This window comes from Nonlabens sp. (assembly GCF_965657255.1).
Taxonomy (GTDB): Bacteria; Bacteroidota; Bacteroidia; order Flavobacteriales; family Flavobacteriaceae; genus Nonlabens.
In genome coordinates, this window is the sequence record NZ_CBFHNM010000006.1 from 68,689 (window position 1) to 81,646 (window position 12,958).

The following is a 12,958-nucleotide window of genomic DNA, read 5'->3' on the forward strand; positions in this document are numbered from 1 at the left end:
AATGAAGTCCATATTTTATTTTATAATATTTATTTGTTCCGCTTTCGCGAAAGCGCAACTAGAATCCTCTCATTGGTATTTTGGGATCAATGCAGGTATTGATTTTAACTCAGGAACAGCTGTCGCAATCGATGATGGTCAATTAGTTACTGGAGAAGGTTGTGCTACTATATCTGATGCAGCAGGCAATTTATTATTTTATACAGATGGTTCATTAGTTTATGATGCTAACCATATAATCATGCCCAATGGAACAGGCCTCAAGGGTAATTCTTCAAGTACAAGCAGTGCCATAATTGTTCCTTTGCCAGGAGACCCAAATAGATACTACATTTTTACGGTCGACACGGATGACCTTGTTTACCGTGATACAGAAGGGCTGCATTATTCGATAGTTGATATGTCATTAAACAATGGAAACGGTGATGTAGATATATTTGAAAAAAACATCAATCTACTGCCTATAACTTCTGAAAAATTGACTGCTATTTCTAATGCTACTGGAGATGGATTTTGGATCATTTCACAATTTCAAGATTTATTTTATTCTTATGAATTGACAGCTTCAGGTTTAAGCATTAATCCTGTAATTTCTCAGGTAGCACCTTTTATTGAATTAGTGACCACACCTATTACAAATGTCGATGTTGCTGCGATGAGAGGTTATATAAAGGTAAATGCTAGAGGTAATCGATTGGTTGCTGCTCATTTCTCAAATAACACTACAGCAGAGTTTTCTGGTATTACTGACGTATTAACTGCAAGAAGTCTAGCCTATACAAATGGAGGCGAACTTTATTTATATGATTTTGATAATGCAACAGGTACCGTATCAAATCCACAACCCTTACTAACTAGACAAGATGGTGGTTCTATTTACGGTGTAGAATTCTCAGGAAATGGGCGGTATTTATATGCAGAAGTAGATTATATGAACGCCTCTACAACTGAAATATTTGAGCTTTTAAGAGGAGAAATTGTTCAATATGACCTTACTTCATCAAACATACCAATTAGTGCAACAGTTATACATCAAGATGTAATCACACCATTTAGGGGTGCTTTACAATTAGGTTTAGATAATAAAATTTATCATTCTCGATTTCAACAAAACGCTTTGAGTGTCATTAATAATCCAAATGATGCAGGTCTAAATGCTAATTATACGTTTAACTCATTTCCGTTACTTCAAAATACCACTGCCTGGTATGGACTTCCTATTTTTGTACAATCATTTTTGTTGAATGGAGAAATTGATGCTAAAGATCATTGTGTTGGAGAAGAACAAATAATAAGTATCAACACTGCTGCAAATTTAGTATCTGTAAATTGGGATTTTGGAGATCCCGACTCAGGCGCTGATAATTTTTCTAATGATTTGAATCCTTCACACCTTTTTACTGCACCTGGTTTTTACACAATTACTGCAATAGTTGAGACACTGGTACAGGTTTTTACAATAACAAAAACCATAGAGGTATTTGAACAGGTGATGACTAACGATTTTCCTAAATTATTAGAGGTTTGTGAAGAAGGTTTTGATCAAGCGGTATTTGATTTAACCTCAGTTGGCGATGTGCTTTCAACGCTTAACAATCAAAATGTCACCTATTATGAATCAGAAACAGATGCAATAGAACAACAAAATGAAATCATAAATCCGAATAATTATTTGAACCTATTCCCTATCCAAGAGTTATTTGTACGAGTATCAAATGAAAACTGTTTTGAAATATTTTCATTTGATATAGCAATTGAAAACTGCCCTGTAGAAGTTTTTAATATCATCACACCTAATGGTGACGGAGTAAATGATACGTTTATCATTTCTGGTCTATATAATATTTACAATAAACATAAATTACACATATTTAGTAGGTATGGGCAAAAAATTTGGGAAGGTGACAATGAATCTGGCTCCTGGGATGGAACCTCTAACACAGGCCTTCTTCATTCTGGTAAAAGGCTACCTACTGGAACATACTTTTACGTGTTAGAATTAAATGAACCTGATACAAAACCGCTGGCAGGCTATGTATATTTACAATAAAATATAAATTTTACAAAGGTAAAACTGCTACTTTAAATTTATTTTTGATGGGGATTTTGAGTAATTATCCTTTAAAAATGAGTTGGAGGTATTACATTAATTTATTGGAAGTAAGACAGATTTCAATTTATTAAAATAATTAATGTGATATCTAAGCATTATTCAAATCAATTAACGGTTTCTGTCTGGCAATAATCCTGATAGAATGTATCATTTTTTGTTTAATTAAATAATTGTTCAATAGCACGCTTTTGCGGAAGCGTTACCTAAATGAAATACTTTAACTATAACGTTTGATTTTTTTCTTGTTTTTACTATGCGTGCATAACAAAAATATGTATATTGCACTATAATTTAAGAAATGAGAGATAAAACTATTGACTACATTTTGAGAGCGACCTGGATGTCAGTATCAAAGATGTATAATGAACAAGCTGCTGTAAAAGGAAGCACCATGTCTACTGGATTTGCTCTTATCAGTATTGATCCAGAAACAGGGACACCTAGTACCGCTTTAGGACCTAAAATGGGAATGGAAGCTACTTCATTGTCCCGTACGCTTAAAATGATGGAAAATAAAGGTCTCATAGAAAGACGCAAAAATCCAGAGGATGGAAGAAGCGTTTTAATTCATCTTACTGACTTTGGTTACGAGATGAGAGAGTTTTCTAAATCTGTTGTAAAAACCTTTGACCAAGTAGTTAAAAGTGAAATAGAACCAGAAAAATTAGAGACATTTCTGGAAGTAGCTTTTAAGATAAATGAAATAGTGAACTCTAAAAAAATATTCAAAAAACAAACTCTATTAGCTCAAAAATAATATGGGAAAACGTAGAATAAAACATGTAACCGTAATAGGTTCTGGTATAATGGGAAGCGGTATTGCTTGCCATTTTGCAAACATAGGTTGTGAAGTACTCCTATTGGACATAGTCCCAAGAGAACTCACTGAAAAAGAAAAAGCTAAAGGTTTAACACTGGACGACAAAGTTGTGCGTAACCGTATGGTTAATGACAACCTTGCTGCGTCAATTAAAAGTAAACCAGCTCCTTTATATAACAATTCCTTTACTAGCAGGATTTCAACTGGTAATTTAACAGATGATTTAGCCAAAATAAAGGATACCGACTGGATTATTGAAGTTGTTGTAGAAAGGCTAGACATTAAAAAGTCTGTTTTTGAACAAATTGAGAAACACCGTAAGCCAGGAACGTTGATTACTTCAAACACTTCTGGTATTCCCATTTCTTTCATGAATGAAGGACGTAGTGAAGATTTCCAAAAGCACTTTGCAGTAACACACTTTTTCAATCCGCCGCGATATTTAAAATTATTTGAAGTAGTTCCAGGTCCTAATTGCGATCCTGCAGTGACGGATTTCTTAATGGAATACGGTGAAAAATACTTAGGAAAAACATCAGTACTTGCAAAAGATACTCCTGCATTCATCGGTAACCGTATCGGTATCTTCTCCATACAAAGCTTATTCCATACGGTTAAAGAAATGGGACTTACCGTTTCTGAGGTAGATAAATTAACCGGACCAGTCATAGGTCGTGCCAAGTCAGCTACTTTTAGAACTGTCGATGTTGTAGGACTAGATACACTTGTACATGTAGCAAATGGTGTTTATGAAAACTGTCCTAACGACGAGCATAAAGACACTTTTAAATTACCAGATTTCATCAACACCATGATGGAAAACAAATGGCTAGGTTCTAAAACAGGTCAAGGTTTCTATAAAAAGAACGTTGACAAAGATGGAAACAAAGAGATTCTAGCTCTAGACCTTGATAGTTTAGAATATGTAAAACAACCACGCGCTAAGTTTGCAACCCTTGAGTTAACAAAAACTATAGACAACGTAGCAGATCGTTTTCCTGTATTAATAAAAGGAAAAGATAAAGCTGGTGATTTCTATAGAAAATCATTTGCATCACTATTTGCTTACGTGCAACATAGAATTCCAGAAATAAGTGACGAATTATATCGTATAGACGATGCGATGAGTGCAGGTTTTGGTTGGGAACATGGTCCATATCAAGTTTGGGATGCTGTAGGTGTTGCAAAAGGTGTGGAATTGATGGAGGCAATCGGTAAAAAACCAGCTGCTTGGGTAACAGAAATGCTAGAGAAAGGATTTGAATCTTTCTATACAGTAAAAGATGGATCTACTTACTACTACTCTATTCCAGATAAAGATTATGTAAAGAAACCTGGACAAGATGGATTTATCATTCTAGACAATTTACGTGCCAATGCGCCAGTATTTAAAAACAGCGGTGTAACTGTTCACGATATTGGTGATGGTATCCTTAATGTAGAATTTACGTCCAAAATGAATTCTATAGGTGGTGATGTACTTGCCGGAATGAATAAAGCGATAGATATTGCCGAAGACCGTTTTGACGGACTAGTGGTGGCAAATAATGGAGCAAATTTCTCTGTAGGCGCAAATATCGGAATGATTTTCATGATGGCTGTAGAGCAGGAATATGATGAGTTGAACATGGCTATCAAACAATTCCAAAACACAGTAATGAGATTGCGTTACAGCAGTATTCCTACTATCGTTGCGCCACATCAAATGGCATTAGGTGGTGGTTGTGAAATGACCATGCATTCTGACGTTGCTGTTGCTAGTGCAGAGACCTATATAGGTTTAGTAGAGTTTGGTGTAGGTGTGATTCCAGGTGGTGGTGGATCAAAAGAAATGGCACTTAGAGCCAGTGACACTTTTCAGAAAAACGATGTGGAATTGAACCGACTTCAAGAATACTTCCTAACTGTAGGTATGGCAAAAGTGGCAACTTCGGCCTATGAAGCATACGATCTAGGAATTCTTAGAAAAGGAGTTGATCATGTGGTTGTAAATGATAATAGACGTATCGCTTTCGCGAAAGCGCAGGCAAGATTATTAGCAGATAAAGGCTACACACAACCTGCCATGCGCAAGGATATAAAAGTATTAGGTAAGCAAGCGTTAGGAATGTTCTTAGTAGGAACTGATGCTATGAAAGCTGGGAAATATATTAGTGATCATGATTTAAAAATAGCTAATAAACTTGCCTATGTAATGGCTGGAGGAGATTTAAGTGCTCCTACTCTAGTGTCAGAACAGTATTTGTTAGATCTAGAACGTGAAGCGTTCTTAAGTCTTACAGGAGAGAGAAAAACACTAGAGAGACTTCAACACATGATCCAAAAAGGTAAACCTTTAAGAAACTAAGAAAATGACAAACGCATATATAGTTGCCGCAAAGAGAACGGCAGTAGGAAAATCAGGTCGTGGTGTTTTTAGATTTAAAAGACCGGACGAACTAGCAGCAGAAACGATTCAAGGAATGTTGAAAGACCTTCCTGATTTTGACAAAGGCCGTATTGATGACATGATCATCGGTAATGCAATGCCCGAAGCTGAACAAGGACTTAATATGGCACGTCAGATATCACTTCTAGCATTAGAAAGAGTAGATATACCAGGTATAAGTATCAATAGATGGTGTGCATCTGGACTAGATGCTATCGGTGCAGCTGTCGCTAGAGTACAATCTGGCATGGCACAATGTATTGTGGCTGGTGGAGTAGAAAGTATGAGTTATGTTCCTATGGGTGGATACAAACCGACTCCTGCTTATAGTCTGGCAAAGCAAGGTCACGAAGACTATTATTGGGGAATGGGACTTACTGCAGAAGAGGTTGCTAACGATTATAAGGTTTCTAGAGAAGAGCAAGATCAATTTGCTTACGACTCGCATATGAAAGCCTTAAAAGCGCAAGCTGAAAACCGTTTCCAAGATCAAATCGTACCTATTGATGTGGAAGAAACTTATCTAGACGATAATGGAAAAAAGAAAACTAGAACGTACACAGTTACTAAAGACGAAGGACCTAGACAAGGTACAAGTCTAGAAGCATTAGCAAAATTACGTCCTGTATTTGCTGCAGGTGGTAGTGTTACAGCTGGTAACTCTTCTCAAACTAGTGATGGTGCCGCTTTTACACTTGTAATGAGTGAAGAAATGGTAAATGAATTAGGGATAAAGCCTATCGCAAAACTAGTAAGCTTTGCAGTAGCCGCTGTAGAACCTAGAATTATGGGTATCGCTCCTATTGAAGCGATTCCTAAAGCATTGAAACAAGCAGGACTAGAAAAAGAAGACATGGCTCTTATCGAGTTAAATGAAGCTTTTGCCAGTCAATCAGTCGCTGTAGTTAGAGAATTAGGTCTCAACAAAGAAATAGTAAATGTCAACGGTGGTGCTATCGCATTAGGTCATCCACTGGGTTGTTCAGGGGCAAAGCTGTCCGTACAAATCTTTGATGAGATGCGTAAAAGAGGCAACCAAGGTAAGCATTGTATGGTTACCATGTGTGTAGGTACTGGACAAGGTGCTGCTGGTATATTTGAGTTTTTAAATTAACAATTACGCTTTTGCGAAAGCGAGATAACAATAAATATTATGTCAACAGAAAATAAAATGATACGCGGTGGACAATTCATCGTTACGGAAACTAATCCACAGGATGTTTTTACTCCAGAAGACTTCACTGATGAGCAAAAAATGATGCGCGACAGCGTACAAGAGTTTGTAGATAAAGAAATCGTTCCTCATAAAGAACGTTTTGAAAAGAAAGACTACGCACTTACTGAGGAAGTAATGCGTAAGGCAGGAGAAATGGGATTCTTAGGAATTGCTGTTCCAGAAGAATATGATGGATTAGGAATGGGATTTGTTTCTACCATGTTAGTTTGCGATTACATTTCTGGTGCTACTGGTTCAATTGCAACCGCATTTGGTGCTCATACAGGAATAGGTACGATGCCTATTACATTGTACGGTACTGAAGAACAAAAGAAACAATATGTTCCTAAGCTTGCTACTGGTGAGTGGTTTGGTGCGTACTGTTTAACAGAGCCTGGTGCAGGATCTGATGCAAACTCTGGTAAAACAAAAGCAGAACTTACTGAAGACGGCAAGCATTACAAAATCAACGGTCAGAAAATGTGGATTTCTAACGCAGGTTTTTGTAACGTTTTTGTTGTTTTTGCAAGAATAGGTGATGATAAAAACATCACTGGCTTTATAGTAGATAACGATCCTAGTAATGGAATTACAATGGGTGAAGAAGAAAAGAAGTTAGGTATTCACTCCTCTTCTACTCGTCAAGTGTTCTTTAACGATTGCATGGTTCCTGTAGAGAATATGCTAGCTGGTCGTGGTGAAGGATTTAAAATCGCTATGAATGCCTTAAACGTAGGTCGTATCAAATTAGCTGCGGCATGTTTAGATGCTCAACGTCGTGTTATTTCTCTTGCTACACAATATGCTAATGAGCGTGTGCAATTTGACACGCCTATTGCTAAATTTGGTGCGATTCGTAAAAAAATTGCTGAAATGGCGACTAATGCCTATGTAGGTGAAAGTGCTTCTTATAGAGCTGCAAAAGACATTGAAAACAGAATTCATAAGCGTCAGGAAGAAGGAGCAACATTTGCAGAATCAGAATTGAAAGGTGTTGAAGAATTTGCAATAGAATGTTCTATACTTAAAGTAGCTGTTTCTGAAGATATGCAAACTTGTAGCGATGAAGGAATCCAGATTTATGGTGGTATGGGCTTCAGCGCAGATGCTCCTATGGAAGCGGCGTGGAGAGATGCACGTATCTCACGTATTTATGAAGGTACTAACGAGATCAACCGTATGCTAGCGGTAGGAATGCTCGTTAAAAAAGCAATGAAAGGTCATGTGAATCTTCTTGAGCCAGCGATGGCAGTAGGAAATGAACTTACTTCAATTCCTTCATTTGATACCCCAGATTTTTCAGAGCCACTTTCTGAAGAAATGGACATGATTAAGAAACTTAAAAAAGTATTCTTAATGGTAGCAGGAAGTGCGGTTCAGAAATTTGGAACAGAACTAGAAGAAAATCAACAACTATTGCTTGCAGCATCAGATATCCTTATTGAAATCTATATGGCAGAAAGTGCTATTTTAAGAACTCAAAAGAATATTGCTCGTAAAAGTGTAGAAGAACAGAAAGAACAGATCGCGATGTCGCAATTGTACTTATATCAAGCTACTAAAATTGTACAGGGAAGAGCTGAAGAAGGTATATCTAGCTTTGCAGAAGGTGATGAACAACGTATGATGCTTATGGGACTCAAACGTTTTACTAAATATACTAAGTTACCTAATATTGTAGAATTAAGAAATACAATTGCAGACAGAGTAACCGATGCTAATAAGTATCCTTTCTAAAGACTTTAATTTTAAATGTGTGAAACCGCTGTCACTTTATTGTTGCAGCGGTTTTTAATTTTATAGGAATTTGAATTTTTCCGCTTCCGCAAAAGCGGAATTTATATAATTAAAAATCCATCACAATTCTTAACAAATCATAAACATGCTTGTTTTATTGAACCACTACCTTTGCTCATTATGAAAGAATTTTTTGATAACTTTAAATTAGAACAAGGCATTGAACTTATTCTAGAATATGGAACACCTTTAGTAAAAGCGTTGCTCATCTTTGTAATAGGAAGATGGCTTATTAAAAGACTTTTAAAATTAACGAGAAAATTCATGCTCGCTAGAGAATATGATATAACTTTAGAAAAATTTGCTTTAAATCTAATCAAATGGCTGTTATGGATATTGTTAATAATAAGCATTATAGGAACTCTAGGTATTGAAACTACAAGTTTTGCAGCTATCATAGGAGCCGCAGGACTTGCTATAGGACTTGCTCTACAAGGTTCATTATCTAACTTTGCTGGTGGAGTTTTATTACTACTATTCAAACCGTTCAAGGTAGGTGACACAATTGAAGCACAAGGTATAACAGGAACGATCAAGGAAATTGATATATTACAAACTAAAGTTGTTACCTTTTCCCGTAAGCTTGCTATAATACCTAATGGCCCATTACTTAATGGTAACATTGTAAACTTCAACTCTGAAGGTATTTTAAGATGTGAGACTATGATAGGTGTAAGTTATGATGCAGATATTCCTAAAGTTCTGGAAACATTAAGAAGGCTATGTACTGATCATCCTCTTGTTTTAGAAGAGCCAGCACCTGTAGTTGAAGTAACAGAAAATGCTGGAAGTTCTATCAACATTATTGTAAGACCTTATACACTTACAGATGATGTATGGACAGTCAACTTTTATTTACAAAAAAACTTTAAGCCTGCACTAGATGCCATAGGTGTTGAAATTCCTTATCCACATCAGGTGGAAATACACAAAGAAGGATAAAATTATTTTTTAAATATAAAGCCGCTCTTGATCAAGAGCGGCTTTTTTATTTTGCAGCCTTTAATTATATTCCTAATAATATTATATATGGCTACATTATTTTAGCTATTTATCTTATGTGTTTTAGTAATGTCTGACTAGTGAAGTATTAAGTGAAACTATTGAAAGTAGATTCCATTGATGAAATTGAGGATAGATGTATGTTATTCAATTGATTAGAAGTAGATGTAAAATTGAAATAAAAGAATAGATAAAAAAAGCTTTTATTCATCTCGCTTTCGCGAAAGCGAATCACTCATTATCTTTAACCAAAAATAAATACATGAGATTTTTACTATTTACATTACTTGCCTGCACTGCATGTCTAGCTCAAATACCTAGCTCTAATCAAATTGATTTATATAAAATCATTGATGATGTAAGCGCAGATCGAATTGAAAAAGATGTACGTAAACTGGCTGGTTTTGGTACGAGAAATACGTTTTCTGATACGATTTCAAACACAAGAGGAATAGGTGCCGCTAGAAGATGGATCAAAGCAGAGTTTGATAAAATATCTGCAGAATGTGGTGGATGTCTTGAGGTTTTTTATCAAAAAGATTATGTCACTAAAGATATGGGAAGCCGTATACCTAAAGATGCCTGGGTGGTTAATGTTGTAGCCATACAGCGAGGCACAGAAAACCCAAACAACATGGTGATGATGAGTGGTGACATAGATTCACGTGCTAGTGACACCATGGATTTTACGACTGATGCACCTGGTGCAAATGATAACGCTAGTGGAATGGCAGGAACGATCGAGGCAGCAAGAGTTCTTTCAAAACGCAAATTTAAAAATAGCATTGTTTATGTAGGATTAAGTGGCGAGGAACAAGGACTTTTTGGTGGTAAAGGACTAGCAGAATATGCAAAGAAAAAAGAATGGAATGTTATCGGTTTTTTAAATAATGACATGATTGGTAATATTAAAGGTGTGGATGGAGTGATTGATAATCGAGAGTTTAGAATTTTCTCAGAACCTACAGATCCCACAGACACAGATAGACAAAAAGCTGGAAGACGTTTTTATGGTGGTGAAGTAGATGGTATATCTAGACAACTGGCACGTTATATTCATAATTCTGTTATTACTTATATGCCAGAGATGAAGCCTATGATGGTATATAGACTAGATCGTTTTGGTCGTGGTGGACATCACCGACCTTTTGCAGATTTAGGTTTTCCTGGAATACGCATAATGGAAGCTCATGAAAATTATACCCAGCAACATCAAGATATCAGAAAAGAAGATGGAATTGCTTATGGTGATGTTGTCGAACATGTAAACTTCCCTTACGCTAGAAAACTGACAGCTGTCAACGCCATTAATCTTGCACAATTAGCATGGGCTCCTACTCGACCTAAAAGTGTTAAAATAGGTGGAATTGTTGAAGCAGATGCAAAATTAAAATGGGATGAAGTCAAAGACGCTGTAGGCTATAAAATCTACTGGCGTGATACAACAAGTCCTACTTGGGACCATTCCAGATATGTAGGTAATGTGACTGAATATACATTGAAAGAAATTGTTATAGACAATTCATTTTTTGGAGTTGCAGCAATAGGTGCTGATGGTATAGAAAGTATGGTTAGTTTCCCGAGTGGTGTCTTTAGATAAACCATAGAATTGTTTAAATCACTCAAGCCTGTTTTTTTTTTTTTTAAAACAGGCTTATTTTTTTGAATATATATTCAACAGCTATTTAGAATTTTAAAACACCTTTTCAGTCGCTGCCATATGATCCAGCTATAAGATTAATACATATAAAATTGCATCCTTATAATTTTCATTTGAATACTCTAATAGAGAAAGAAACTGAACTTTAACAAAAAATACCCAATATGGGGTATTTTAAAATTAGAGGCGTTCATTTACTTTTACCGTATAGTTTAGTACTAACCAACCAAAACTATATATAATTTTAAGGGGAAGAAAGTTCATTTCATTGTAACTTTCGCTAAAACTGTCGGATTTCTTCCGGCAGTTTTTATTTAAACCTTATTTCAATTTCGCTTTTGCGAAAGGGAAACTTCATCAACTGTCTTTCTCTTAAGAAAATAGCAACAATCTTAATCATCTATAATTGTATCTTTGAATCTCTAAGCGTACATTTATGAAAGCTGTCAAATATATATTTATACTAATACTTATTTTATTCATAGGTGGTGCTGTATATTTTTCAATTAAAGATGGGAAATATGATATCACGAAATCAGAAAGCATAGACGCGCCTCCTTCATTGATATTTGATCAAATCAAAGATTTTAAACAATGGAGCAATTGGTATCCATTACTTAAGGATAAAGAGGTATCGGCAATTATGGGGAAACAAACTCAAGGTATAGATGCTAATTATTCTTTTACAAGTCCTAACGGAACAGGTACAATGACTATCACCAGTATAGAACCGGATAAGTCCATTACATTTAATATGATCTATGAAAACGGCATGACATCATCAAACAGCGAGGTTGTTATGAATTTAGAACCCATAGAAAACGGAACACAATTAACATGGAACATTAAAGGAGAACAAGGATTACTAGATAAAGTAATAAGCGAGATCTTTGGCTTTTATATAGAAACAGAAATCACTCCAGATTATGAAAAAGGACTTAAAAATATAGAAGCTGTAATCACAAAAAATATGGACATTTACACCACTAATATTGATGGAATTATTGAAACAGGTGGCGGCTATTTTCTATACATGTCAACCAGTTCTAATAAAGAGAATCTTCCAGATCTTATGGCGCAAATGTTGCAAAATATTATGTCTTATATGCAACGCAATCAAATAGACCTATATGGGATGCCTAGAATTATTTATGAAAAGAACGATCCATTGAGTAAAGATGTTATATTTTCTGCAGCAATTCCAGTTCAAAATAGAGAGATAACAGAAACAGATAGTAAGGTTTTATGCAGTTATCAAGAACCTTCTAAAGCCGTAAAAGTGACATTAAAAGGTGCTTACAAAAATCTACCAGAAGCGTGGAGAAAAGGAGAAGAATTTATTGATCAAAATGGTTTATTAAAATCTGATGCAGCACCTTATGAAATCTACAAAATAGATCCTAAGCTTGTTGTAAACCCAGCAGAGTATCTTACTGAAATCTACATATCCATTCAATAAATGAAGACACTTATATTCGTTTTTTTAGGTGGTGGAATAGGCAGTAGCTTAAGGTATTATATATCTACTTTAATCAATTATAATGAAATGAAGTGGATACCTACACTATCTGTAAATATTATAGGCTGTTTACTTTTAGGTGGTTTTCTAGCAGCTTTTCATAAAGAACAAATGGCACAACATTGGTATATACTATTAGGAGTTGGATTTTGCGGTGGCCTCACAACATTTTCTACGTTTAGTGCAGAACTTTTACTTTTAATTAAAAATGCCTCTTATACATCTGCTATTACATATTTGTTTTTAAGTGTTGTACTAGGAATAATTGCTGCAGGTTTGAGTTATTCCATAATCGATAAAAACTTATCACTCTAACCTGAAGCAATAAACTTATTGTAAAGTGGCCTTAATGAATTTTTATTTACAACAGCACAAAAATTAATCTACTTTAAATATAATAATA

At 35.4% G+C, this 12,958-nt stretch carries 9 protein-coding genes; all 9 read left to right on the top strand.

Translation table 11 applies throughout. The features are described from left to right. The first annotated feature begins 1 nt into the window (after nucleotide 1). The 9 genes from ACTF54_RS08540 (at nucleotide 2) to crcB (ending at nucleotide 12,870) form a co-directional block, all read left to right on the top strand. A complete protein-coding gene (locus tag ACTF54_RS08540; protein ID WP_438969154.1) occupies nucleotides 2–2,050 on the top strand; it encodes a gliding motility-associated C-terminal domain-containing protein in 2,049 nt (682 codons plus the stop codon). A gap of 361 nt (nucleotides 2,051–2,411) precedes the next feature. Next, entirely contained in the window at nucleotides 2,412–2,870 is a 459-nt protein-coding gene (locus ACTF54_RS08545) for a MarR family winged helix-turn-helix transcriptional regulator (protein WP_347197370.1), read from the top strand. A 1-nt stretch (nucleotide 2,871) separates the two neighbouring features. Beyond that, nucleotides 2,872–5,280, top strand: a complete 2,409-nt coding sequence (locus ACTF54_RS08550) for a 3-hydroxyacyl-CoA dehydrogenase/enoyl-CoA hydratase family protein (protein WP_438969155.1) — start codon at nucleotides 2,872–2,874, stop codon at nucleotides 5,278–5,280. 4 nt (nucleotides 5,281–5,284) lie between these two features. After that, nucleotides 5,285–6,475 carry an acetyl-CoA C-acyltransferase gene (locus tag ACTF54_RS08555; RefSeq protein WP_347197368.1) on the top strand — a complete coding sequence of 397 codons (1,191 nt, stop codon included), beginning with the start codon at nucleotides 5,285–5,287 and terminating at the stop codon, nucleotides 6,473–6,475. A gap of 39 nt (nucleotides 6,476–6,514) precedes the next feature. Further along, nucleotides 6,515–8,314 carry an acyl-CoA dehydrogenase family protein gene (locus ACTF54_RS08560; protein WP_347197367.1) on the top strand — a complete coding sequence of 600 codons (1,800 nt, stop codon included), beginning with the start codon at nucleotides 6,515–6,517 and terminating at the stop codon, nucleotides 8,312–8,314. Between the two features lie 180 nt (nucleotides 8,315–8,494). Further along, the gene (locus ACTF54_RS08565; protein WP_347197366.1) at nucleotides 8,495–9,316 is read left to right on the top strand and encodes a mechanosensitive ion channel family protein; all 822 of its coding nucleotides are present in this window, start codon (nucleotides 8,495–8,497) and stop codon (nucleotides 9,314–9,316) included. Nucleotides 9,317–9,638: 322 nt separating this feature from the next. Further along, nucleotides 9,639–10,976 (top strand): M28 family metallopeptidase, encoded by a 1,338-nt coding sequence (locus ACTF54_RS08570; RefSeq protein ID WP_347197365.1) that lies wholly within the window; start codon nucleotides 9,639–9,641, stop codon nucleotides 10,974–10,976. A 496-nt stretch (nucleotides 10,977–11,472) separates the two neighbouring features. Further along, nucleotides 11,473–12,495 carry an SRPBCC family protein gene (locus ACTF54_RS08575; protein WP_438969156.1) on the top strand — a complete coding sequence of 341 codons (1,023 nt, stop codon included), beginning with the start codon at nucleotides 11,473–11,475 and terminating at the stop codon, nucleotides 12,493–12,495. Beyond that, complete coding sequence (gene crcB / locus ACTF54_RS08580; protein WP_438969157.1) at nucleotides 12,496–12,870, top strand: fluoride efflux transporter CrcB; 375 nt, start codon at nucleotides 12,496–12,498, stop codon at nucleotides 12,868–12,870. The last annotated feature ends 88 nt before the right edge of the window (nucleotides 12,871–12,958 follow it).

Excerpts from the sequence above, each read along its gene's own strand:
- ACTF54_RS08545 (WP_347197370.1), top strand. The coding sequence starts at position 2,412 with ATGAGAGATAAAACTATTGACTACATTTTGAGAGCGACCTGGATGTCA.
- ACTF54_RS08540 (WP_438969154.1), top strand. The coding sequence starts at position 2 with ATGAAGTCCATATTTTATTTTATAATATTTATTTGTTCCGCTTTCGCG.
- ACTF54_RS08570 (WP_347197365.1), top strand. The coding sequence starts at position 9,639 with ATGAGATTTTTACTATTTACATTACTTGCCTGCACTGCATGTCTAGCT.
- ACTF54_RS08575 (WP_438969156.1), top strand. The coding sequence starts at position 11,473 with ATGAAAGCTGTCAAATATATATTTATACTAATACTTATTTTATTCATA.
- ACTF54_RS08560 (WP_347197367.1), top strand. The coding sequence starts at position 6,515 with ATGTCAACAGAAAATAAAATGATACGCGGTGGACAATTCATCGTTACG.
- ACTF54_RS08550 (WP_438969155.1), top strand. The coding sequence starts at position 2,872 with ATGGGAAAACGTAGAATAAAACATGTAACCGTAATAGGTTCTGGTATA.
- ACTF54_RS08555 (WP_347197368.1), top strand. The coding sequence starts at position 5,285 with ATGACAAACGCATATATAGTTGCCGCAAAGAGAACGGCAGTAGGAAAA.
- crcB (WP_438969157.1), top strand. The coding sequence starts at position 12,496 with ATGAAGACACTTATATTCGTTTTTTTAGGTGGTGGAATAGGCAGTAGC.
- ACTF54_RS08565 (WP_347197366.1), top strand. The coding sequence starts at position 8,495 with ATGAAAGAATTTTTTGATAACTTTAAATTAGAACAAGGCATTGAACTT.